The sequence below is a fragment of the Mucilaginibacter puniceus genome (assembly GCF_054783175.1).
Window position 1 is genome coordinate 1,329,082 of sequence record NZ_BAAGRB010000002.1, and the last position, 25,443, is coordinate 1,354,524.

A 25,443-nucleotide genomic window follows, 5' to 3' on the forward strand; every position below is an offset into this window, starting at 1 on the left:
TTAAAGATTAGTTATTGATTTGCCGTACTAATCTTTAATCTTCATCATCTAATCTTTAAAACTAATGTGCCCTAAAACTGGCAAGGTCTGAATATATGTTACGGAACGAACTGCGTAAGCCTAAGCTAAACATGGTGGTTCGGTCGGTAAATTGCGCATTTTGCTCATTCCTAAATAACACTCCAAATTCTATACGAAAATTCACTTTAGGTTTAATTAAATAAGCCACTTTAGCCTGGGCATAATATAGGTCTGTTGTTAATCCTTGCCCAATATAGTTGCCTGTTAGCCTTGCCGGGGTAGCATACGATCTAAAAATATCTTTGCCATAGTTCAGTCCATTAATATCAAGACCATAGTAGGCATATTGTAGCTGTCCGCTAAAATCAAATCTTTTATAGCTGTAATTTAACAGCCCTATTAACTCTTTATAATTAGCCCCAAAAGGATGGGCTAATGGTTCGCCTTGTTGACTGTAATTTATCAACCTTTCGGTTTCTGAATAAGCATAGGGGGTTGCGCCATTATATTCAACCAGGTAGTTCAAACCTTTTACTTTAAGTAAATTGGCGCCACGTACCCCAATTTGAAATCCATATTTGTTTCTGGAGCTTCCTTTACCACCAAAAAAGTTTGTCCCTTCAAATTCATCTAACGCAAACTGTCCGTAAGCGGTAATACCATCAGTTAACTTATACTTACTTGTAAACCCTATCAGCGCGTTATCAGGCGAGCCCGCCGAGGCCTCAACCGGCCTTAAAAAAATAACAGGGTTGGCATAACCAAAATCAAATCCGCGATAATTGCCATATTTATCAACGTTACCCCAAATTATAGCATCAAAAAATCCAACAGAAAGCCTGTTGGTTATATTCCAATCCAGATAATGAAATACACCCCACTTATTTTTGTACCCGTTTGTGTAAGATTCATAAGGAGCGGCAGGATCGACCATATAGCTCCACATGGCCATGTACTTTACATTACCAATATCTGCGGTCAGCTTTAAAAAAGGATAAGCAGATGCATTATCAGACAATAATTGCGACCTGTAGCCATCGCCTATAAAATTTTTATCGTGCCCTAATGTAATATTAAGATATTTCACCGGAGTATAGGAAACTAACGCCGTAACATCTGACCAATCAGCATAACGGTTTTTACCATACGTACGATCATAAGCCTGGCCCGGCACAATGCCTACCTGCCCGATATAAGTACGCATATATTGCGGAAAAACTGCCTGATTTTCAAATCCCCGTGAATAGAAATAAAAATTTTTACCGATAGTACCGCCTATTTGGTAGCCACGTGTATTTAGCCAGGTTGATTTATTTTGCGAAAAATCTCTTCCCATTTCCAAATCCAGCAGGAAATCAGCATAAAAGGTATAATCCTTCTCGTTTACCTCAATTATATGTTCATTAAATAATTTACGGGTAATCCAACTACGATACTTTACGGTATCAACTCCTAAATTCATTAACTCATTATATCTGCGCTGCAATAAGCTATCATCAGCAAAAAATGGTTTTAATGAGCTATGAAAACGTGTTTTAGTTGAGTAAACATCCTCATTAAACTTTTGATAAAACTGATATGAATAAGGCAGATATTGTGCTTGCGCCCTGGCAGTACCTGTATATAATAATAGGAATAGTAGTATTAAGTAAATTATTTTTTTCATGTGTAGATGTAGTAACTATTTCTACTCGAAATAGTTTAGTGTTTTAAACCCTCCTTTTTGCAGGTAATCGTCCTTTTTAACTAAATGCAGGTCAGATTGTATCATATCCTGAACCAATGCCTGCAGATCATATTTAGGTATCCACCCTAATTTTTCTTTTGCTTTTGTGGCATCCCCTATTAACAGTTCAACTTCGGTAGGCCTAAAATACCGAGGGTCAACTTTAACTATAGGCTGACCTGGTTTCAGCATTTCATCATTTAAGCCTAATTCTTTTACTTTTTCGGGATCAACATCAATAATAACGCCTTTTTCATATTCATCCCGGCCGCTAAACTCAATTTCAATACCTAATTCGCCAAAAGCCATTTTTATAAACTCTCTTACCGTTGTGGTTACACCGGTAGCAATAACAAAGTCTTCGGGTTTATCCTGTTGCAGCATTAGCCACATGGCTTCTACATAATCTTTAGCGTGGCCCCAATCGCGTTTAGCCGACAGATTACCTACATATAGGCAGTTTTGTAAACCCAACGCAATTTTGGCCGCTGCACGGGTAATTTTACGGGTTACAAAGGTTTCGCCACGTATAGGGCTTTCATGATTAAATAAAATACCGTTACACGCATACATATTATATGCTTCGCGATAATTAACCATTATCCAGTAAGCATACATTTTGGCAACCGCATAAGGTGATCGTGGATAAAAAGGGGTGGTTTCCTTTTGCGGAACCTCTTGTACTAATCCATACAATTCAGATGTTGATGCCTGGTATATGCGTGTCTGATGGGTTAATCCCAAAATCCTTACGGCCTCTAATATCCTTAATGCACCAATTCCATCGGCATTGGCTGTATATTCGGGGGTATCAAAGCTTACTTTAACATGGCTTTGAGCAGCCAGGTTATATATTTCGTCGGGTTGTACTTCTTGAATTATTCGGATTAAATTAGTTGAATCCGTAAGATCGCCATAATGCAATTTAAACTTCACATTGGGCTCATGCGGATCATTATATAAGTGGTCAATACGGTCGGTATTAAAAAGTGACGAACGGCGTTTAACACCATGTACCTCATATCCCTTTTTCAATAAAAACTCGGCTAAATAAGCACCATCCTGACCGGTGATACCTGTAATTAAGGCTATTTTCATAAAATATTTACTGGTAATATTGCAATATTATTAATTTAATTGCACAACCGCCCTATTTGGTATGTCTGTACGTTTAATAAGCTTAATATTACATGCAAGCTACGTTCTCTTCCAGCTCCTTATACCACTCCTCGCCATACTTTCTTATCAGTGGTGCTTTTAAAAATTCATGTACTCGTATCTGGAGTTCGTCGCCAAAACTACAGGCCGGGCTGCAAATGCTCCAACGATCATAATTTAACACATCAAATTCTGGATAGGCAGTGATCCGGATAGGGTATAAATGGCATGATATAGGTTTTTTCCAGTTAATCACACCTTCTTCGTACGCTTTTTCAATAGCACACTTGGTTATGCCGCCCTCCCATATCACATAAGCACATTCCTTGTTCACATCAACACATGGGGTAGTATAATCGCCCTCAAAATCTTTTACGTAGGTGCCCTCACGCTCAATGGTTGTTATGCCCTTCTCAGTTATATAAGGCTTTACTTTAGGATATATTTCGTCCAGGATATGCAACTCATCGTTATTTAAAGGCGCGCCCGAGTCACCTTCGAGGCAGCATGCACCTTTACACTTATTTAAATTACATACAAAATTTTGCTTTACTACATCCTCATGTACCAAAACACTTCCAACCTCTATCATTTAATTCATTTACTAATCGGATTTAACGCGTATTTAAGCCCTTTGGCATCCGTTAAATCCATGGTTACACTACCTACTATCAAACCCACGTGGGCCTTAACAGGTATCCTGTTGTTATCATCTGTTATCCACAAATATAGTTTACTATTCTTTTTAAATATGCGGCCGGGTATTATTGTTGGGTTAAACTTAAGGCAGTTAAACGTGCCCAAATTAGTTTTAATTTTTTCTTTGCCCAGGTAAGTTATGGTAAGTGTTTGCACACCATCCTCTAAAAAATATTTCATATCAAACTTCTCGCCTATTTTAAGCTTGCTAACGTCAATATTGCGGGCAGCATAATAGGCCGATACAAAATCATACACATCACCGTTAAACGGAAATGCACCCTTATCGGCTGTAACCTCATTTTTCTCCTGATTAAAGGTCACATTATCTGTATGGCGATAACTGCCTTCGTGGCGATTCTCTGTATAAAAATAGGGTAACAGCGTTTTTTGATCTATATATGTTTCATACTGGTTACGTACTTTATAAAAAATATCAAAAGTACCTGCGGTATTTCCGTTAGCAATAATATGAAAGGTGGGGCGACCTTTTATTTTGCCTCCGCCATCTTCTACCCTTAAAGTAGCTTCGGCACCGGTAAAAAAGCCGTATTTTAATTTATAACTCAGCTGTTCACCAACTTTAAAAACAGGCTCGCTTACATTTTTGAGGTCCTGGCTAAGCGCACCGGCTAACCCGCTGCTTAAAAGCATGATAACAATAAAAAATCTCTTCATACTTTTATATACTACAAAAAGCAAACCATTAATCCTTACGCTTATAAAGCGGCACGGTTGAACAGGGCTCGCCAAACATCAGGCTTTTAACAACCGGGGTTAGTTTTTTTGCCAGTTCAACATAAGCTGATACCGGTACATCAACATCTCCACAACCTTTTATTACCAAACGCTGATCTCTATATTGTTCGACATCCAATTTTTCTATTAGTTTAATGAACAGTACAGTTTCCAGCACTTCACCATCACCAAAAACAACTTCATTGGCATAGGGAGCCATACGGTTGGCTAAAAGCATATATGCCCATGCCGGTACAATGGCATCGGCACTGCAGGTTATGCCTACATTTTTGCCGGTGTATTGCGCCCAGTCATGATCTTTAACAAATTCTCTAAAATCCTTTTCGCGCAATATTAACCCCTGGAACAGGTTATCCTTAATATCATAGATCACCCGTTCTCCTTTTGGATAAAACTGGGCGGGATCTAATGTAACTAAACCGCTTTGTGCTACCTTATTAATTATATTTTCCTGTATCTCCATGGTGCTTAAAATAAAAAATCCGGGAATAAAGCTATAACGCTATTCCCGGATACAAAATTACTTTAATTTTTATTATAAGAACTTCGCTCTGTTATCTTTTACATTAGCCTTATCTTTCAGGGCTTCAAACACCTGGCTTTCGGCACGCTGTAACAAAGATTGTGCTATTTGCTGACGTTCTCTAACCGAATTATTTAGCGGGGCAGGGTTTATAAAACTATCAACCACAAATACATATACACCCTGCTGCCCTTCAACTACCTTTGATAATTTATTAGGTTGTGAGCCAAACACGGTACCAATCAATTTGTACTCGGCAGAAACCCCCGGTAAAATTGGGTTAGCAAAAACTATATTTTGAACCGGCACAACTTTGCTGCCTGCCTTTTGTGCAACCTGATCAATGCTTGACGATCCTTTTAAAGCAGCATTAAATTTTTCTGTAAGCATACGAGCTTTCACTTTATTTCTTACTTCCGGTTCTATTTGTTTTTTAATTACATCCAACGCTAATATGCCTTTGGGTTTAACTCCTGCTAAACGCGCAACTACATATTGATCGTCAACAGTAAATACCTGTTCAGATACGTCGCCTTTTTCTGCTTTAAATGCCCATCTTATCACGTCTCGTGCACCGGTAAGGCCGGGTAAGCTTGCGGCAACACCTGTAATATTTTCGGCTATCTCCTTCTTTAAACCCGCTTTATTTGCCTGCTGATCAAAATTATCATCATCCAACGACACTAAAAAAGCTTGCGCCTTGCTGTAAGCCGCAGATTGTGTTTTACTGCTTGGGGTTAATAATTTATCAACAACTGCTACCTTAACTACTTTTGATGAGCCTTTTTGAGAACCAATTAGAATTAAGTGTACACCATATTGAGTAGTTACAATTTTATACTCGCCTGGTTTGCCGTTAAATACAGGCTCTTCAAAAGCAGGTATCATTGCACCACGCCCAAAAGTACCCAGATCACCGCCTTTTAATGCCGATTGCCTATCTGTAGAGTACATACTTGCCATATCAGCAAATGATTTACCCCCTTGAATTACCTTCTTAATTGAGTCGGCTTTGGCAAGTGCTTTATCAACACCACCCTCTATGCTTGGATCAATTAATATATGTTTTGCACTTACTGAGTCGGGACTCATATGGGCCGCAACCAATTTAGCTATGCTGTACCTTCCATTTGATTGATAAGGGCCGTAAATAGTACCGGGTGCCACATTAAACATCACCGAATCTAATTTCGGATCAGCCAATTTACCTTTACCCACAAATACTACAGGTAATTTAGATTCAGCATTTATTTGCACAAACAACGAATCGTTGGTGCTGGCTTGTAATGCCGGTATTAATTTAGCAACCTGCTCTTTTACCGCCAATGAGTCCTCTTTTGAAGGTGCAGCGTTAAAAGTAACATATTCAATATCTCTTAATTCCTCCTGATTTTTAAACTGCGTTTTATGCTCGTCATAATAATTGCTATAATCTGCATCTGTTAAGGTTACCTTGCTATCGGGAATTGACGCATAGTCAAGCGAGGTATATTTAAAATTAACCAATTTGTTTTTGGCCTCGTAATCGTCTTTGGCTTCTAATGAGTTAACATATATACCATTGGTTACCAACGCTATATATTTTTCACCTTCCTTTGAGCGTATTAAATTAGTGATAAAATTGGTCCATTGTACTCTCTGTGGATCATCTGCCTTAAGCGTATTAATATTTTGTATAGCTAAAAGCAAGTTAGCTCTGTCAAATTTACCGGTTTGAGGGTCAGTAAACGCTTGTACAATTTGCGGGCTCGGATTGCTTCCGCTTATCATTGCCTGGGTTTCGTTAACGCCAACCTTTAAACCCAGTTTTTCAACCTGCTTATTTATAAGCAACCTGTTTACAGTTTGGTTCCAGGTGTTTTCCTGCACATAGGCAGTAATTTGAGGTGAAGCACCTTGCCCTGATTGTTTAAATTGCTCAAGCCCCTGCTCAACACTTTGACTGAACTCGTCATAAAGGATTTTTTGGTCCTCTACTTGTCCAAGCTCATTACTGTCTTCCTTAAAAAAAGACCCGCCACTGCTTATTACTTCACTTACAACAAATGCGAATAGTGAAAGACCGATCACAAATGCTACTATTTTACCCATCCGCTCACGCAGATAACCCATTACAGCCATATAATTTTATATAATGTTATTGTTCATTTAAAAGAGGGCGCAAGATACAATTTTTAGTAAAAAAATGTAAAACAAAATTTAACCCTATAAGTTATGGCAAATCAGGGTGTTTCATCTGTGTAAAATGTAGCTGTAGACTGACTGAAAGTAAAGTTCGTAAGCTTTTCATTACTCATAAAATCTACACCGTCTTTGTAGCCCCCGTCGGTAAAGTTTATTATTACATATTTTTTTGAATAGATGATTTTCTTTTCCTGATCCCATATCAACTCTTCGGTTTTAAGAGTTTCGCCTGTTGAAAATGTGCAAACTACGTTTTTATAAAATTCAGTAATTTTTGTTTTTGGATACTGTATAGCCGAATCGGCAACCATAACCCCCGCCTGGGTTCTATCGGGGTTATAAAAAGTAATTTTTACACCTTTTGGGGTTACATTGTAGGGTGTAGCATTTTTTGCGGTATCATTATATTCAATTAATAATGGGGCTTCCAAACGCATTTTAACTTTTGCCGAGTCGCTGTACATCACATCAACCCCACGGGTTTCCTGCTGGGGCTTCTCTAATTCTAAGGCAGATAATTCTTTGATCTTATTGATATCGTTTTCACATGCACTTACCAGCAGCATGCTTATAAGCAGTGCGGATAACAATAACGTTTGTTTTGCACCACTACGCATCTGTTAATTAATCAAACTTTAGTTTTTGGAACCACCTGTCATTAAGAGTAAAACCTATACGCAGGTTAATATAATTCTCTTTAATCAACCCACCCTTTAAAGTGCCGCGCTGCCCAATCTCTGCCGATATATTCACCTTATAAAACGTATTTTGATAATAAGGGCGCAGTGGCAACCCTAACCCTAAGGTAATTGCTGTTGATTTTATATTGGTAAAGCCCGAATTATCCGGGTTGCTAACATTTAAATAGCTTTGATTAAATATTGCACCTAAACGGTAATCAATAGTAGCCCAATAATTACCTATTGCATCCCTGTTAGGTGTAAACTGACCACCAATATTCAAAGTTTTACTGTCCAGTAACCCCTGGTTTACACCGCCAACAGAGTAATTTGACCATTTTCCAATGCTATAGTCAACCCCAACCAAATACTTACCCTCCTCCTGGAACGATACACCAAAATGATTAATTTGAGGAAGCTGTATTTTATTTTGTACCCCTTGCCTGCTGATAACTGAATCTACCGGCAAACTTGCTACTCCATCAGAATTTAAAAAATATTGACTTACTATATAGGTGTTTTGGTTATTAAGTTTAGAATTAGCTGAAGCAGAATAACCCAAAGTTAAACGTTTTGTTAAAGAAAAATCTATTATATACTGGGCGCCAAAATCATAATTTAATCCGCTAATACTATTATTATCTTCAATTCGTGAGTTTAACGCGCCGGGTAATTTTGGCAATTCGGTAGATTGGGTTTGTTTTAAATTACCCCAAATATATGACAGGTTTGCCCCAACCGTTATATTTTTACCTATACCTATGCCATAGCCAAAGTATGCTTTTGTTAAACCGCCTTCGCCGTTATAACGGTAGTTTACCGTATTAGTATCAACCGGCGAACCTGTACCAAACCCTTTTATTGATTGGTTGTAGTTGTAACCCAACTGGCTATAAGGTAAAAGGCCAAAGCTTAAGGCAGATTTTTTTGTGATAGGAACAGCAAAAGTTATATGGCTGATAGAAAAATTAGCATCGGTTTTACTGGCCTGTCCGTTTTGATTAAAAGATACCCTGTTACCATACAAGCCCGCATCAATTGCCATTGTGCGTATTTGCGAGTATGATGCTGGATTTAATGGATTAATACTCATATAACCATTTATACGGTTGGTTGCTGTGGCAATACCTCCCATACCAGCATTTTGAGGCAATACACCCGGACTTAGGTCGCCTAAACCATAGCGCGAGTAGGGTGAGCTGGTTGTTGCGGTTGATTGTGACCTTGCACCCAATGCTGCAACAGCAAATAAAAATGTTATAAAAAACTTAGTATATTTAATCATTATGCTCTTATATAGCTGCGTTTAATCCTATTAGAACCAAATGCGGCTCAATTTTAATATAGGGGGCAAAGATGCTATTTTTCAATAGAGTATCAAAAAAAATACTGTCGCCTCCTGTTAGTATAATATTTATTTGCTGATGGCTTTTTATATAACTTTTAATAAAGCCGGTTAATTCATGTTTTATGCCATTTTGAACGCCCGATTGTATTGCAGTAATTGTATTATTGCCATAGCTTTCTGTAAATTCATCGTTCCTACTAACCAAAGGCAGCGCTGATGTATAATAGTTTAAAGCATTGTAACGCATATTTAATCCCGGTGATATGCTTCCGCCAAAATAATTTTTACCGGCATCAATAAAATCATAAGTTATACAAGTGCCCCCATCAATTACCAGGTTATTCGCATCAGGGTATAAATAGTTGGCTCCTGTAACTGCCGCTAACCTGTCGGCCCCTAATGTTTGCGGGGTTAAATATTTATTGTTAATACCTGTAAAGGCAGCTGCATTAAAATAAGCCATATCGGCCTTACTATTTAATACAGCTTCCCACTCCTCCGCCTGGCTTTTTACTGTAGAAACAATTGCTTTTTTTATAACATATTTACCCAGGCACACCAAAAGGTCATTGGTATCAAACGCTGTGTGCTGATTTGTATATACCAATACATTGTTATCAAATACAGCAACTTTTGTATAAGTATTGCCAATATCGATAACCAAATTGGCCATTAGGCTTTAGTTAATGATAATATGGATTCAAAAATAGCCAGGCCATCCTCATTAGCTAATAATGGGTCGGCTGCACGCTCAGGGTGTGGCATAAACCCAAATACATTACGGCCAGCATTACATACGCCTGCTATATTTTCTATTGATCCGTTAGGGTTTGCTTCGTCGGTAATGTTACCGCTTTCATCACAATACCTAAATAAAACCTGGTCGTTATCCTTAATGCTTTTCAAAACATCCGTATCGGCAAAGTAATTACCCTCGCCATGCGCTACAGGTATTTTTAATGCTCTTTGGATGTCTAAACGGGCAGTTATTAACGAGTTGCTGGTTTGTGGTATCATGAAAGTATTGCGGCAAATAAATTTGCGGTGCTTATTATGCAATAACGCACCGGGCAGTAAGCCAGCCTCGGTTAATATCTGGAAACCATTACATATACCTAAAACGTTACCGCCTTTAGCTGCAAACTGAATAACCTCCTGCATAATAGGCGAAAAACGGGCAATAGCACCTGAACGCAAATAATCGCCAAATGAAAAGCCCCCGGGCAGCACAATAAAATCAGCACCTTGCAGGTCATGATCTTTGTGCCACAGGCGTACCACCTGCTGGCCCATTATTTTTTCTAATACGTGGATGATGTCTTCATCGCAATTAGATCCCGGAAATATTACTACACCAAATTTCATGACACAAAGCTAATATAACCGCGGAAATTTGAACGAATGTAAAAGTTAAAAAGTGTTAAACTGGAAGTAAATTATTCCTGCAAGCAGGATAATGAAAAGCGATTCATAAAACCACCGTACCCCGGCATATAAAAAATAGTACGAGAAAAACACCGCGGCGGGTATTGCGCACAACAAAAAGTGGCTCATTTGAAAATGAGCCTTTACATAAAAAGATAAACCGGCAACTATAAAAACACAAAACAACAACTGGAATGACTTGCGTATTTGAACATATCCTCTAAAAAAGTTTTGTCTTATTTTGAAAAATCCAAGTATAAATATGACAATAACCGGTATTAATATGAGGTAATTGTAGTAGTTGATGTTAATACTATCAGGAAACTTGGTAGTTAATGGCAACCATATGGTATAAAACTGCGAGAGCCTGTCGTTCAAATAATAAAACACGGCCAAAAAGAAAAAAACAGTGGCATAACCCATTATACCTGATACCCACTCGCGCCAGTCGAACGGTTTAAATATGATGAGCGATATCCATATAGCTAAAAAGAAATAAATAAACGGCAGATATATTAATGAGCCTAATGCTACTATCATACCCAAATCAAAAGCAGTTGATTTGGCATCGATACCCTTATAAAGGCTAAGCAGTTTATATAGCATCCATATAATCAGGAAATTGCATAACAAGGGCGAACTCAATACCAAAAACGGGGTAAACAAGCTGGTTATAACTATATACATTAACGCCGGTAAAAAGCTTGAACGCCCCAATAAATTATAATAATTAACCAGGGTATTCAACATTAAAGCTTGCCCTAATACCACAATTCCCGCAATAAATACATTTAAACCTGTAGGCAATACATAATCGTATTCTACATTGTTGAGCAAGTGGGCAAACGGCTCAATTAAAGTAAATCCAATTTCATCAGGCGCATGCCAAACATACCCTATACGCAGCACCACCAGTAAAATGGCCAGCCATAAAATATTAATTGGGTTAAACTTTTTGAAAGTATTGATCATGAGGGTTGTTTGAAAGACAATATTAAAAGAAAATAACCTTAAGGTAAAATAGTTACGGGCTTTGCATACCGCTTTATCATATCATCCACAATTTGCGCGGTCTCGTCCGGAAAATTAATATCAATTTTTTTATCATCATTAACCCAATCCTCCAAATGTGCCGAAAAATTTTCATCAATAGCGCTAAGCACTTTTACACCTAACCGTGCTGCGGCTATGGCATTGCATTGCTGCTCATATTGGCCCCTCATGGGTATCATCATTACCTTTTTTTTCAGATAAAGCGCTTCGGCAGGACCCTCAAAACCACCGCCCGTAAGCAAACCTTCGCCAGTGGCCAAACTATTGTTAAAGGCCTCATTATTTACCGGGAATATATGCACATTGCCGCTTTGGTAGGCTGTTTTTTCGCGTTTTGAAAAAACGTGCCATTGTATAGCCGGGTTTTTACTTAAATACTTGATCAGTGTTTTATCATCATAAGCAGGCAGGTAAACCGTGTAATGCCCCAGGTTAGCGGTTTTTAGGTTGCGTATTTCGCTGCGGATAACCGGGGTATGTATAAAATCATCATATCGCTCAAAATGAAACCCAATATGATAGGTAGTGGGTGAGTAATTTTTTAAAAACCAGGCACCATAGTTCCATTTTTTGGGACGTGGTGTTTTGGGTGATACAAATGAGCATTGATGGCTCAAGGACACGGCCGGTATATTCCTGAGTTTGCAGGCCCATGCACTTACGGGCTCAAAATCATTAATGATCAGGTCGTAACGGTTAAGGGGCAAGCGCAAAATATCTTTTACAAATTGCCAAAGATTCATGATCTTAAAAGTGGCCCATTTGTCCACGTCGCCATTTTTGCCAAATACAAAACTAACGCCATGAAAACGATATTTGAGTGGCTGCGAAAGGCTAACCTCGGCTTCGGTGCCGCTTACCAGCAGGTCAACTTCGCCATATTTTTGCAATAGCGGAACAATTTCGCGAGCACGGCTGATGTGGCCGTTTCCTGTTCCCTGTATAGCAAATAATATCTTCATTGGTTTTTGTACCAACAAAGATATTATTTGCTTGCAGTTATGTTAAACTACCGGGAAATTAAAATGAATAACCTAATGTAAACACGAAGCCTCTGTTTTTTTCGCCTCCATCATAAGCTTCTTCAAATGTGGGAGTAACATCAAAAATACAGTTTATGTTTAAACCTAAATTGCTTGTAACTTTATAACCTGCCCCTACGTTACCTCCGAAAACGATTTTCCTTGTTCCGGTAGTTTCTGTGGAGGTTACTGTACTCTTACCTATAGTTAATATATAGTGTTCTGATGCCAAAAATGACATTTGCGGACCTCCATAAAATATTAACTTAGGGTAGGCTTTAAAGCCTACCAATAATGGCACATCAATGTAGTTTACTTGAGTACTTCCTTTTAAAATTATTCCATTTTGACTAGTAGTATTTACGTTTCCTCCTTTTTGAGTAAATAATACTTGCGGAGAAAATAAAACAGACTTTGAAATTGGTGTTTCAAGAAATACACCTGCTTGAAAACCTGGTCTAAAATTATAATCATAAAAAAGACCAGGATAATCAAAAGCACCTAAAGTTGTTACGCTAAGCCCGGCTTTAATACCGATACGAGTTTGACCCTTTTGCGCGTAAATATTAGTCGCGCCAAAAAATATAGCCATACTAGCTAATGCAATAGATAAGATAAGGTTTCTCATTTAACCGTGGTTAGTAATAGATGCGCAAACGAAACTAAAATGAATAACCCAGGCTGAAAACAAAGCCGCTGTTTCTTTCACCATTACTATATCCTTCTTCGGCAGCATGGCTAAAATCATAAATGTAGTTAATATTTAAACCAACATTTTTATTTAGTTTGTAACCAGCCCCTAAGTTACCGCCAAACAAAGTTTTTGTAGTTCCTGTAGTACTGGTAGATGTACTACCAGAGCCATTACTTGCAGTAATAACATCTTTTTCAGATAGCAAAAATGCAACCTGCGGACCGATATAAAATGATAAGTTAGGACTGGCTTTAAAACCAACAAGTAACGGAACATCTATGTAATTTAACTGAATATAACCATCAAACTTGATACCGCTTATGGTTGTATTAATGTTACCTCCCTTTTGAGTATATAATACCTGCGGGCTAAATAAAATACTGCTTGACAATGGTGCTTCCAGAAAAACTCCCCCTTGAAATCCCGGACGGTAACCGTAGTTAACAGAAACGCCGTTATTTGTTGCAGCCCCTAAAGTTGTTAGACTAAGGCCCGCTTTAATACCAATTTGAGTTTTTGACTTTTGTGCATAAGTGTTATTTACGCCGAAAATTATAGCCACACAGGCTATTGCCATTGAAAGGATAGGGTTTTTCATTATTTCTTTTGTGATTTGGTTTGAAGGCGCTAAGGTAGATATTCCGTGGTATAATTAAAACTCTAGTTGTAGTTGTATTTTAAATTGTTGCAAAATGCTTTTAAACGCAGATCACACTTCCTTTTTAAACCGCTCCAAAAGGTCCATAACGTTCATTTTAGCATTCAGATCTTCGGCATCTGTGGTATCGTCCTCATCGGTATCCGTGTTAAAATCGTTGGGGTTGTATTTAAAAATAGTCCAGTTACCGTCGTTGTATTCTAATGAGGTCAAACTCTCCACCCAATCGCCCGAATTTAAGTAAAGCACTTTGCCGGGGCTATCAGTAGCGGCAATCTCTCTTATCTCGGCATGATGGATGTGGCCGCATATTACATACTGGTAATCTTTAGCTACGGCCAGGTCGGCAGCGGTTTGTTCAAATTGGTTGATGAATTTTACCGCTTCTTTAAAGCTGGCTTTTACTTTTTGCGAGAAACTCATTTTTGGCCTGCCCAACAGCGTTAAAAACCAATTGGTCATACTGTTTAGCCATATTAGTGTATCGTAGCCTATTGCCCCTAGTTTAGCCAGCCATTTGGAATGTTGCATGGTTACATCAAATACATCACCGTGAAATATCCAGGCTTTTTTTCCGTCGATATTGAGTACAATTTTATTTAACAGTTGAAATGAGCCGAGGTTAAAATCGGTAAACTTACGCAACATCTCATCGTGGTTTCCTGTTAAGTAGTATACCGGGATACCATCGGTAACAAATTTTAAAATACGGCGCACTACTTTCATATGCGCTTCGGGCCAATAGTTTTTGCTGAACTGCCAGATATCAATAATATCGCCATTGAGGATAACCATTTTGGGCTTGATGCTTTTGAGATATTTAAGCAATTCCTTAGCGTGGCAGCCATAGGTACCTAAATGCACATCAGATATGATAACCAGGTCAACTTCGCGTTTTGCCATTAAATTGGAGGATAATTGTTCCGCCCGGTAATTGGTACCGGTTAGTAAGGTATAAAGTGTTCAGCCAACGATTATTCGTCTTCGTCGTCCTCATTAACACTTAACTCGTAAGGGCTCAAATAGAACAGGCCGGTTAACAGCAACAATCCTACAACAACCAAATAAGCATATTCAAAATGCATAATGCTATTTTTTTACAAAGGTTAAAAACGGAGATTAATTTTAGGTTATGACTATGTTAAATGTAAAAGGTTTCATAAAAACTAAAATTTATTTTTGACACGCTGTAATTGTATTAAATTATATTGCAAATATATTTTGATAAACTTAAACCATTGTTTAGCATTAAGCATACCCAGATGGGGGTGCGCTATACGGCAGTTTTTATTGGCGCCATACGTCAATGGGGCTACTATTTTAATACGTTGATTGCATTTTACAATAAGATTACGGGCCTCGGTTTTTGAAATTTTCTCCGCCGAGAGCCCATTCCCGGCTATTATCTGTTTCTTTATCTTTTCAGGTAAAAAAGCATTGAACAACAATATCAAATTACTCAAAACAGTTGTTTTCTTAGGTGTTGGGTTGCACGTATCTTGTGTACACTGCTCTAAAGCTGTTATAAAACCAAGCGCGTCTTCCAAAACACTTCGGTAAAATTCCGCAGGTGACCACTTACCGTCCATGAGCGTTTCATTATAAACTTCGTCAGGTATCAATTCAATCGTATCCCGATAGGCATCTAAAGCGGCTTCAATCTCCTGGTATTGACTTGCGAGTATTTTGTACTTTTTTAATTTATTACCGGCAGCCAGGTAATGCAATTTTTTATTGTAGCTTTCGGACGCAGAAAATTGGTCAAACTTTTTATAATTACCCAGGTAGAAATCATTTAATATCCGCTTATAATCGCCTTGAAAATGCAGGCAACTCATCTCTTGTTTTTGGCCCGATTCAAATATTAAATTAACTTTTCCATCTGTAGTAACCTCTATTTTTTTACGGTTATATACAGACAGATATTCGTCATTTTCACCCCCTAATGATGAGATATTATGCTCAATACCCCAATCATTATCACTGCTATTTGAATTGATGTAAGGTATTTTATTCTCCTTTACCCACATATACAGCAAAGTCATATCAGATATAGCTGTGACATTATATCCCAGAACACTTTTTTGAGCCTCATAATATTCACCTAAAAAATCATCTTGCTGGTTTCTTTTATAGGAGTTTATAAGATAGCATGTAAAATCCATTATCAAATCCCTATTCCATACAGAAAAATGAGGCGATATTTGCTCTACAGAAACACCATTTATAAAGCCTTCGCTACCTATAAAAACATTTTCAAAAGAAGTGTCGCTCAGTACAATTTTTTTATTTGTAAGATATATATCCGAGTCTGATAGTATAAAAGGATCGTTATTAGTTAAAATATTGGCAATTGCAAAGTATCGCGCAAAACAGTTTAATTCAAAATTGTAATCGTTAACGCTTAAATGTGTGTAAGTGGATTTAAATTCGGCAAATCTCTTATCATTAGCCAAATCATTATTTGATAATACAACTGGGTTATAACCTATTTTTTTTGCTTTATTAAGATAGGATGTAAAGTAATCCAACTCACGAGTCTCATATATATATATACTATCCATACTTAATTTTATAGGAACTTAATTAAAGTAAATGTATCAATTCTTTTAAACCTGTTATTTGAACGGGCACATCATCCGGCTTGGGAATATTGAAAGGATTAAAATAAATAGCATCCATACCAAAATTAATTGCACCGCGTACATCCGCTTCCAGGCTATCGCCTATCATAATGCTTTCGTGTTTTGTAGTCCCGGCTATGTTTATAGCGTATTCAAATATCGCTTTGTCGGGTTTGTTGGCACCCACATCTTCGGATATGATGATGTGCTGAAAATATTTAGTCAAACCACTACCGCCAATTTTTACCGCCTGCGATTCTTTAAACCCATTGGATATTAAATGCAACTTGTATTTACTTTGCAAATACTCCAGCGTTTCATGTGCATGAGGAAACAGGTTGGTTTTGGTTGGGCAAAGTTGTACATAAGCATCTTCAAATCCGGCGGGTATGTTATCCGGGTGAACCTTCAAATCCAAAAAAGTTTGGCGGAAACGAGCCTCGCGCAGATGATCCTTAGTTATTTTACCTACATGGTAATCGGCCCAAAGCTGGTGGTTATTGCGGGTGTAAGTTTCAATGAACAGATCACATGACGAAAGCCCGATATGCTCCAACTGGTGTATAACATACAACTCCTGCAAAGCCTCCTCGGCATTTTTATCAAAATCCCAAATGGTATGGTCAAGGTCGAAGAAAATGTGCTTGTATATTTTAGAATTACAAGTTACGATTTTAGATTTTTCCATGGCTGACCTCACCTTACAAAGGTAATACTAGCAACCATAATTACCACTCTACTTAATCGTAATTCTAAATTCGTAAATCTAAAATCCCCTCTAAATTTTCTCTCCAAACGCCAGATCCCCTGCATCGCCCAACCCGGGAACGATGTAAGCTTTGCTCGTCATTTCCTCATCTACAGCGCATACCCATAGTTTGGCTTTGGGTAGGTTGGCGCGCACGTGGTCAATACCCTCAGTACTGGCAATTACGGCGGCAATGTGCATGTCCTTTATTTTGTATTGAGCGATCAACTGTTTGCAAACCTCTACTATACTTTGCCCGGTGGCCAGCATGGTATCGCATAAAATAAAAACTTTGCCCTCAAGGTTGGGGGTTGATATATGGTCAATATTTATTACAAACGCACCTGTCTTTTTTACCTTACGATAGGCAGTTATAAAGGCTGCATCAGCCTGATCAAAAATATTCAAAAACCCTTGCTGAAACGGCAGCCCTGCACGTAAAATGGTGCCTATGACAGGCTGCTCTATTAGCAGATTAACGGCTGCCTCACCCAACGGAGTTTGCACGGTTTGCTCTTTATAGCTAAGTTTTTTGCTGACCTCATAAGCCATAATTTCGCCCAACTTTTGCAGGTTACTACGGAAGCGCGGCTTATCCTTTTGGATATTCATATCCCGCAACTCGGCCAGGAACTGGTTGCCAATGGTATTGGTTTTGTTGAGGATAAATATCATAGCTATCAGGTTTTATAATAAATATACATAATAAGTATGATTGGGTTTTAATTAGTATAAAATCATGGTTAACAAAGGTTAACACATTTTGAAAAAAAATTTAATTAATATATTGAAAATCAAATGATTATAAAAAATAGATGCAAAAAAGTGTAAACCATGATTTTACGCATTTTGATTAACTATGCGCGGCTATTGACTCACCCGGTCATCGCTCCGCTCGACCACCCTCTCTGCTGCAAGCAGCAAAGAGGGTTAACCACTACACAACCCTCTTTCCACCGAAGGTGAAGAGAGGGTCGACGAGCGCCTAAAGCGCGGTTGAGGTGAGTCAACCGCGCCAAGATAGCCGATGCAAAATAACCAATCTTTAATCTTCTTTCTTTAATCTTTAAAACCCTACTGACATACCCTTGTCACAACCCAGTATTTACTTTACAGCAGCGTAACATTACAACCACAAAATCGTTATTACTAATCGTTAACTTTGTGCTATCAAATGGATTTTAAATTAACCTCGCAATACGTACCCACCGGCGACCAGCCCGAAGCCATCAGGCAGTTGGTTGAGGGTGTCAATAACCAGGACCCTTTTCAAACCCTGCTGGGTGTAACCGGCTCGGGTAAAACATTTACCATTGCCAACGTTATTGCACAAACGCAAAAACCTACGCTGGTGTTGAGCCATAACAAAACTTTAGCGGCGCAGCTTTACGGCGAGTTTAAGCAGTTTTTTCCGGAGAACGCGGTAAACTATTTTGTGTCGTACTACGATTATTACCAGCCCGAAGCATTTATACCTACCACCAATACCTACATTGAAAAGGACCTGCAGATAAACGAGGAGATTGAAAAACTGCGTTTACGCACTACCTCGGCATTAATGTCGGGGCGCAGGGATGTGATCGTGGTATCGTCCATCTCCTGCATTTATGGTATGGGCAACCCGGAAGATTTTGCCAACTCGGTATTTAAATTCGCCGTAGGCACCCGCATTAGCCGTAATGCCTTTTTACATAGATTAGTGGAGATATTATACGCCCGCACCACCGCCGATTTTAAACGTGGTACTTTTAGGGTGAAGGGTGATACCGTGGATATTTTCCCGGCGTATATGGACCATGCTTACCGTATTTCCTTTTTTGGTGATGATATTGAGGAGCTAAGCAGCTTCGATGTATCTACAGGAAAAACGCTGGAGAAAATGACGCACATGGTGCTTTATCCGGCCAACTTATACGTTGCCCCGCGCGAGCGTTTTACCCAATCCATCTGGGCCATACAGGAGGAACTGGAAACCCGCAAAAAACAATTTATTGATGATGGTCGCTTTTTAGAAGCTAAGCGTTTAGAGGAAAGGGTTAATTACGACCTGGAGATGATACGCGAATTAGGCTATTGCTCCGGTATTGAAAATTACTCGCGCTTTTTTGATGGCCGTGCACCGGGTATGCGCCCTTTCTGTTTACTGGATTATTTCCCGGATGATTACCTGATGGTGATTGACGAGAGCCACGTTACCGTACCGCAGATACGCGCTATGTACGGTGGCGATAGGTCGCGTAAAATATCATTGGTTGATTATGGTTTCCGTTTGCCTGCGGCGATGGATAACCGGCCGCTTAACTTCCAGGAGTTTGAGCGGTTGGCACCGCAAACTATATATGTAAGCGCTACTCCTGCCGATTTTGAACTGGAAAAATCGGGCGGTGTAGTGGTAGAGCAGGTTATTAGACCTACTGGATTATTAGATCCGGTTATTGATGTGCGCCCGGTAATAAACCAGGTGGACGATCTGCTGGATGAAGTAGACAAAACCATTAAAATGGGTGACCGTGTATTGGTGACTACTTTAACCAAGCGTATGGCCGAGGAATTAGCCAAATACATGGATCGATTAGGCATAAAGTGCCGTTATATTCACAGCGAAGTAAAAACCCTGCAACGTGTAGAGATATTACGTGGCTTGCGTTTAGGTGAGTTTGATGTGCTGATAGGTATTAACTTGCTGCGCGAGGGTTTGGATCTGCCTGAAGTATCCTTAGTAGCCATTTTGGATGCGGATAAAGAGGGTTTTTTAAGATCAGAACGTTCATTGATACAAACCATTGGCCGTGCCGCCCGTAATGACAGGGGCCGTGTTATCATGTATGCCGATAAGATAACCGAATCTATGCGGATAACTATTGACGAAACCAATCGCCGCCGCGAGATACAGATCAAATACAATACCGAGCATGGCATTACGCCACTAACGGTTGGCAAGAGCCGCGAAGAAATTATTGAGCAAACATCGGTGGTTGACTTTAAGGGCGGTGTACAAAAGGCTTACGTAGAAACGGATGTAATGACATTGGCAGCCGACCCTATTGTGCAATACATGACCAAAGCCGACCTGAAAAAATCTATCGAAAACACTAAGAAAGACATGTTGGCCGCCGCTAAGGATATGGACTTCCTTGGCGCTGCCAAACTACGAGACGAAATGTTTGCTTTGGAGAAAATGATGGAAGAGAAGTTTTCGTAGCAATCCTCTCCACCTTGTCATTTCGAGTGATAACGAGAAAACTATACACACGCAGGTAACCGATTAGCATGTGTATAGATCTCTCACTATGTTCGAGATGACAATTTATTATTTACCCCTTATGTCATTTCGAGTGATAACGAGAGATCTATACACACGCTAGTTCACAAGGCAGTGTATAGATCTCTCACTAATGTTCGAGATGACAATTTATTATTTACCCCCTTATGTCATTTCGAGTGATAACGAGAAAACTATACACACGCAGGTAACCGATTAGCATGTGTATAGATCTCTCACTATGTTCGAGATGACAATTTATTATTTACCCCTTATGTCATTTCGAGTGATAACGAGAAATCTATGCACACGCTAGTTCACAAGGCAGTGTATAGATCTCTCACTAATGTTCGAGATGACAATTTATTATTTACCCCCTTATGTCATTTCGAGTGATAACGAGAAAACTATACACACGCAGATAACCGATTAGCATGTGTATAGATCTCTCACTATGTTCGAGATGACATTTTTTATTAATTTGTATCCATATTATAATGCTCATGTGGAACTATAACTTTTACGTTTACATCACTACTAATCCTATCAAAACAGTTTTATATGTTGGGGTTACTAATGATTTAAGGAGAAGGTTATATGAACACACGGAAAACAAAGGCAACAAAAGCACTTTCGCGGGAAAATATTATTGCCACAACTTAATTTATTATGAACACTTTACTCATATTGAGCATGCAATTCAAAGAGAAAAAGAGATCAAAAAATGGAGCAGGCAAAAGAAGGCCGCTTTGATTGAATCTTTAAATCCGGGATGGACGTTTTTGAATGAGGAAGTAAATCAATAACTCACCCACCTTGTCATTTCGAGTGATAACGAGAAAACTATACACATGCATATCGGATGATTAGCATGTGTATAGATCTCTCGCTATGTTCGAGATGACAATTATTAATAAGATCATCTTTATGTGGAACTATAACCATCTACCTTGTCATTTCGAGTGATAACGAGAAAACTATACACAGGTAACCGATTAGCATGTGTATAGGTCTCTCACTATGTTCGAGATGACAGGGTGGTAATATGACAGGGATGGTAATATGAAATGACAATCGGGTGAAACTATCCCCTGTAACAATCCCCACCACTCCCAAGTCAAAATACCGTGCAAAATCATAAGCAAACATTTTACACGTTATAATATTATATTTGTAAGCTTAATTTAATCAGATGGTACTTTTACGTTTTTTAATCATATCCATTTTAATTTTATATGTAGTGCGCACCATTATGCGCCTGTTGATGCCTTTTTTATTCCAAAGCGTAGTAAATAAAGCGCAACAAAATCAGCAAAATGCCAACCGTGCCCAGCAACCAACCGGCCGCATTAAAGTTGATTATATCCCCGAAGGGAAAAAAAGCAATATACCCGATACCGAAGGTGAATTTGTTGATTACGAAGAAATTAAAAAATAATGATCCCTGAAGAGTTATATAAACGCAGACGCAACCATAATAATACGCCTACTTATATAACGCTTATTATCACCAACTATATTGTACTATTTGTAGGTGCCTCTTTATTAGTATCATGCAATCATATTCATTGGTTTTTTTGGGTTATAGCAGGCTTTTTAGCCGTATATAATTTTTTCAGCATCCGCCGCAACCGCGAGGAATACATCAAACCTATAATAATCGCCTATGTGGCCAGCCTGGTTATTATAGCCGCTGTGCTATTTTATTGGACAACCATTTGTTAATTTTTTGTTGGATTGAGTTGATTGTGTGAGTAGGTAATGCCCGCAACTACTCTCCTAATAAACCATTCACCTTACCCCCAACCACTCACTTCATCAACTTAATCAACCAATCACATAAAATTGTGCTACAATTTTATATTTTTGAAGATTGTAAGATTATAAATTACCAATCAAAAAACTTAAATGAATAACTGGTTCAAGCAAAATGGCATTCACTTCGCCATTATAGGGATTTTTTTCGCTATCTGTATTCTTTATTTCGGTCCTGCCTTTCAGGGTAAGGTTTTGGGCCAAATGGATGTAACAGGGGCGCAATCCACCCAAACAGAAATAAACAAATATAAAGAAAAGGACACTACCATTTTATGGACCAACCAGATATTTGGTGGCATGCCTGTTTTCCAGATATGGGCACCCTATCCTAATAACATTACTACCTATGTAGTACGGGCGTTTAAAACAGCTTTGCCTAATCCCGTTGATGTGATTTTAATATTATTGGTAGGCACCTACTTTTTATTTAATGTTTTAAAATTGAACCCATGGTTATCTGCCGCAGGTGCTATAGCTTTTACCTTTTCATCCTATAATATAATTTACCTGGCCGCGGGGCATGCCAACCAGGCATTTGCCATAGCATTTTTTGCACCTATATTGGCCAGTATAATTATGACCCTGCGTGGACAGTATTTACTGGGCGGCGCACTTACCGCGCTGTTTTTGGCTATTGAAATAAGGGCCAACCACATACAAATGACCTATTACTTAATGTTTGCCATATTAATTTTGGCAGGTATTGAGTTGTACCATGCTATAAAAAACAAATCTACTTCCAGCTTTTTAAAGCCTTTCGCCTACCTTGGTGCTGCATTGGTGTTAGCTATTGCCGTAAATGCTTCAATGCTTTGGAGCACGTATGAATATGGTAAAGAAACCATACGCGGCCAATCAAATTTAACCTCTACTGCTAAGGATGCGGGCAATGGTTTATCTAAAGATTACGCTTACGAGTATAGCCAGGGTGTAGCCGAATGCCTTACCTTTTTGGTACCTAACGTTTATGGCGGTGGCCGAACTGAATTAGACGAAAAATCTGAAACTGCTAAAGTGTTTACAGCAAAAGGAATCCCTGAAAGTGAAGCGGCAAAATACGCCAACCAAATTGGAAGCGGTGGCATTCCCGGCTTAGGCATTTATTGGGGCCCAAAACCTTTTACCGAAGGCCCATGGTATTTTGGCGCGGCTATATGCTTTTTGTTTGTTTTTGGTTTATTAGTCGTAAAGAACCGTTTAAAATGGTGGGTATTAGGTACAGTGGTGTTAACCATGTTGCTATCATTCGGCGGAAACTTCCCGTATGTGTCTGACCTGTTTTTTAACTACTTCCCGTTATACAATAAATTCAGGGCTGTTGAATCCATCCTGGCAGTAACCAGTATCTGTTTCCCTATACTGGCGTTTTTAGCTATTAAAGAAACTATTGACAACAAGGATAAGGCGTACCTGATAAAAAAGTTAAAGCTATCCCTTTACATTACCGGTGGCTTGTGTTTACTACTGTTGGCTTTGCCTGATTTGTTTTTGAGTTTTAAAACACATAATCATTCTGACGGAATAGCTGCGCTTACACAAGGATTAAATGGCGACGGCAATTTTGCTAATGAGGTTGCCAAGGCCATCGTTAAAGACCGTATTGATTTTGCACGTTGGGATGCTTTCCGCTCTTTAGTATTTGTTTTGATAGCCTTTGGTTTAGTATGGGCATTCATCAAGCAAAAAATTAGCGTTAAAACTTTATCATTAGCGTTTTTTGCGGTGATATTGGTAGATATGTGCTGGATAGACCAACGCTATTTAAACAATGACAGCTTTCAAGAAAAACAAGCATCAAACAAACCCCAACCACGCGAGGTAGATACCTTTATTGCCAGGGATACCGATCCCAACTTCAGGGTATTTGATGCCGGTGCGCCCTTACTTCAGGACATGTTTAATCCGTTTTTTCATAAATCATTCAGCGGATACTCGGCAGCAAGGTTAAAACGTTTCCAGGAATTGATTGATGTACAGTTTAGCAAAAGTGTTAACCAGGATGTGTTGGATATGCTAAATGTTAAATACATTATTACTACTGATCCTAAAACAAATGCCAGCAACATGCAGGTTAACAGTACACGTTGCGGTAATGCCTGGTTTGTAAAAAGCGTAAGAATGGCTGATAACGCCGACCAGGAAATGCAGGCCATAAGCAGTTTTGACCCTGCTAATGTGGCTGTTATTGATAAGCGTTACAGCAAGTTAATTGACCAAAAAAGTTTAGTGGTTGATGCTGCTGCCAGCATAAAACTGGTAAGCTATAACCCCGACCATTTGGTATATGAATCGGGCTCGGTTACTAACCAGATAGCCGTATTCTCTGAAATATATTATGATAAAGGCTGGACCATGCTGATAGACGGCAAGGAACAACCTTATTTCCGTGCCGACTATTTATTGCGCGCCGCACAAATACCTTTGGGTAATCATAAAATCGAATTTATTTTCCACCCGGCATCCTACTACACCGGCGAGGGTATTTCATTAGCCGGATCAGTATTGTTGGTGTTAGCTTTAGGCTTTGCGGGTTATACCGAAACTAAAAAGAAACCTGCGGGTAAGAAAGCGTAAGTAGCTTTATAAGATAGTATAAAGGCGATGTAGTTTACATCGCCTTTTTTGTTTGCACCACACTTACTCTATCCGCGCGTCATTGCGAGGAACGAAGCAATCTCTACATAGGACATTCAAAACCGAAAGCTTATTCTAATAGATCATCATACAGATCCTTCCAATCCGGATTTATAGAATTAACCAAAGCTATTTTCGATTTTCTGTTACCACCTTTTATCGCCTTTTCAACAGCAATTGCTTCTTCAATATGAGGATAGAATGCATAATAAACTAACTTATCACAATTGTACCTGGCTGTAAAACTATCGGGATAGATCTTGTTTTTATGGTTGTATATTCTGCTTAGAATTTCAGAGGTGACACCAACATATAAAACTTTGTGCAGCTTATTGGTAAGAATGTAAACACAGCCGCCTCTTTTAAAAACCATTATGCAAAATAATAAATTTTCGTTGTGGTGATTA

Annotated in this window: 24 protein-coding genes; 5 read left to right on the forward strand and 19 right to left on the reverse strand. The window is 38.8% G+C overall.

Features of this window, described 5'->3' with window-relative positions:
• Nucleotides 1-61 precede the first annotated feature (61 nt).
• From ACYVJ6_RS12940 to upp, 18 genes are all read right to left on the reverse strand, one after another.
• On the reverse strand, nt 62-1,687 hold the full coding sequence (locus ACYVJ6_RS12940; protein ID WP_460694489.1) for a gliding motility protein RemB: 1,626 nt from the start codon (nt 1,685-1,687) through the stop codon (nt 62-64).
• Nucleotides 1,688-1,708: 21 nt separating this feature from the next.
• A complete protein-coding gene (gmd, locus tag ACYVJ6_RS12945) occupies nt 1,709-2,845 on the reverse strand; it encodes a GDP-mannose 4,6-dehydratase (protein WP_460694490.1) in 1,137 nt (378 codons plus the stop codon).
• Between the two features lie 88 nt (nt 2,846-2,933).
• Nucleotides 2,934-3,497 (reverse strand): DUF3109 family protein, encoded by a 564-nt coding sequence (locus ACYVJ6_RS12950; protein WP_460694491.1) that lies wholly within the window; start codon nt 3,495-3,497, stop codon nt 2,934-2,936.
• A gap of 5 nt (nt 3,498-3,502) precedes the next feature.
• Nucleotides 3,503-4,282 carry a DUF3108 domain-containing protein gene (locus ACYVJ6_RS12955; protein WP_460694492.1) on the reverse strand — a complete coding sequence of 260 codons (780 nt, stop codon included), beginning with the start codon at nt 4,280-4,282 and terminating at the stop codon, nt 3,503-3,505.
• 28 nt (nt 4,283-4,310) lie between these two features.
• Entirely contained in the window at nt 4,311-4,826 is a 516-nt protein-coding gene (locus ACYVJ6_RS12960) for a DUF2480 family protein (RefSeq protein WP_460694493.1), read from the reverse strand.
• A gap of 72 nt (nt 4,827-4,898) precedes the next feature.
• The gene (locus ACYVJ6_RS12965) at nt 4,899-7,007 is read right to left on the reverse strand and encodes a SurA N-terminal domain-containing protein (RefSeq protein ID WP_460694494.1); all 2,109 of its coding nucleotides are present in this window, start codon (nt 7,005-7,007) and stop codon (nt 4,899-4,901) included.
• A 101-nt stretch (nt 7,008-7,108) separates the two neighbouring features.
• The gene (gene lptC / locus ACYVJ6_RS12970) at nt 7,109-7,687 is read right to left on the reverse strand and encodes an LPS export ABC transporter periplasmic protein LptC (RefSeq protein ID WP_460694495.1); all 579 of its coding nucleotides are present in this window, start codon (nt 7,685-7,687) and stop codon (nt 7,109-7,111) included.
• Nucleotides 7,688-7,694: 7 nt separating this feature from the next.
• Nucleotides 7,695-9,035, reverse strand: coding sequence for a hypothetical protein (locus ACYVJ6_RS12975; RefSeq protein ID WP_460694496.1), 1,341 nt, complete (start codon nt 9,033-9,035; stop codon nt 7,695-7,697).
• Nucleotides 9,036-9,042: 7 nt separating this feature from the next.
• Nucleotides 9,043-9,771, reverse strand: a complete 729-nt coding sequence (locus ACYVJ6_RS12980) for a type III pantothenate kinase (RefSeq protein WP_460694497.1) — start codon at nt 9,769-9,771, stop codon at nt 9,043-9,045.
• Nucleotides 9,771-10,463 carry a phosphoribosylformylglycinamidine synthase subunit PurQ gene (gene purQ, locus ACYVJ6_RS12985; protein ID WP_460694498.1) on the reverse strand — a complete coding sequence of 231 codons (693 nt, stop codon included), beginning with the start codon at nt 10,461-10,463 and terminating at the stop codon, nt 9,771-9,773. The genes ACYVJ6_RS12980 and purQ overlap by 1 nt, the downstream gene beginning before the upstream one ends.
• Nucleotides 10,464-10,508: 45 nt before the next feature.
• On the reverse strand, nt 10,509-11,495 hold the full coding sequence (locus tag ACYVJ6_RS12990) for a DUF6427 family protein (protein ID WP_460694499.1): 987 nt from the start codon (nt 11,493-11,495) through the stop codon (nt 10,509-10,511).
• Between the two features lie 38 nt (nt 11,496-11,533).
• Entirely contained in the window at nt 11,534-12,538 is a 1,005-nt protein-coding gene (locus tag ACYVJ6_RS12995) for a glycosyltransferase family protein (protein WP_460694500.1), read from the reverse strand.
• Nucleotides 12,539-12,596: 58 nt separating this feature from the next.
• Nucleotides 12,597-13,226, reverse strand: a complete 630-nt coding sequence (locus ACYVJ6_RS13000; protein ID WP_460694501.1) for a porin family protein — start codon at nt 13,224-13,226, stop codon at nt 12,597-12,599.
• Between the two features lie 34 nt (nt 13,227-13,260).
• Nucleotides 13,261-13,890, reverse strand: coding sequence for a porin family protein (locus ACYVJ6_RS13005; RefSeq protein ID WP_460694502.1), 630 nt, complete (start codon nt 13,888-13,890; stop codon nt 13,261-13,263).
• Between the two features lie 111 nt (nt 13,891-14,001).
• Nucleotides 14,002-14,853, reverse strand: a complete 852-nt coding sequence (locus tag ACYVJ6_RS13010; RefSeq protein ID WP_460694503.1) for a UDP-2,3-diacylglucosamine diphosphatase — start codon at nt 14,851-14,853, stop codon at nt 14,002-14,004.
• Between the two features lie 263 nt (nt 14,854-15,116).
• Entirely contained in the window at nt 15,117-16,514 is a 1,398-nt protein-coding gene (locus ACYVJ6_RS13015; RefSeq protein WP_460694504.1) for a hypothetical protein, read from the reverse strand.
• A gap of 22 nt (nt 16,515-16,536) precedes the next feature.
• A complete protein-coding gene (locus tag ACYVJ6_RS13020) occupies nt 16,537-17,262 on the reverse strand; it encodes a YjjG family noncanonical pyrimidine nucleotidase (RefSeq protein WP_460694505.1) in 726 nt (241 codons plus the stop codon).
• 90 nt (nt 17,263-17,352) lie between these two features.
• Nucleotides 17,353-17,997, reverse strand: coding sequence for a uracil phosphoribosyltransferase (gene upp / locus ACYVJ6_RS13025; RefSeq protein ID WP_460694506.1), 645 nt, complete (start codon nt 17,995-17,997; stop codon nt 17,353-17,355).
• Nucleotides 17,998-18,496: 499 nt separating this feature from the next.
• Between upp and uvrB the strand changes: the two genes are divergently transcribed.
• The 5 genes from uvrB to ACYVJ6_RS13050 all read left to right on the forward strand — a co-directional run bounded on the left by uvrB (nt 18,497) and on the right by ACYVJ6_RS13050 (nt 24,976).
• Nucleotides 18,497-20,524, forward strand: coding sequence for an excinuclease ABC subunit UvrB (uvrB, locus tag ACYVJ6_RS13030; RefSeq protein ID WP_460694507.1), 2,028 nt, complete (start codon nt 18,497-18,499; stop codon nt 20,522-20,524).
• Between the two features lie 563 nt (nt 20,525-21,087).
• Entirely contained in the window at nt 21,088-21,390 is a 303-nt protein-coding gene (locus ACYVJ6_RS13035) for a GIY-YIG nuclease family protein (RefSeq protein WP_460694508.1), read from the forward strand.
• A 386-nt stretch (nt 21,391-21,776) separates the two neighbouring features.
• Nucleotides 21,777-22,022 (forward strand): DUF4834 domain-containing protein, encoded by a 246-nt coding sequence (locus tag ACYVJ6_RS13040; RefSeq protein ID WP_460694509.1) that lies wholly within the window; start codon nt 21,777-21,779, stop codon nt 22,020-22,022.
• Nucleotides 22,022-22,309 carry a hypothetical protein gene (locus ACYVJ6_RS13045; protein ID WP_460694510.1) on the forward strand — a complete coding sequence of 96 codons (288 nt, stop codon included), beginning with the start codon at nt 22,022-22,024 and terminating at the stop codon, nt 22,307-22,309. The genes ACYVJ6_RS13040 and ACYVJ6_RS13045 overlap by 1 nt, the downstream gene beginning before the upstream one ends.
• 183 nt (nt 22,310-22,492) lie before the next feature.
• Nucleotides 22,493-24,976, forward strand: a complete 2,484-nt coding sequence (locus ACYVJ6_RS13050) for a YfhO family protein (RefSeq protein ID WP_460694511.1) — start codon at nt 22,493-22,495, stop codon at nt 24,974-24,976.
• 130 nt (nt 24,977-25,106) lie between these two features.
• On the opposite strand, the gene ACYVJ6_RS13055 is transcribed toward ACYVJ6_RS13050, so the two are convergent.
• Entirely contained in the window at nt 25,107-25,409 is a 303-nt protein-coding gene (locus ACYVJ6_RS13055) for a GIY-YIG nuclease family protein (RefSeq protein ID WP_460694512.1), read from the reverse strand.
• Nucleotides 25,410-25,443 lie beyond the last annotated feature (34 nt).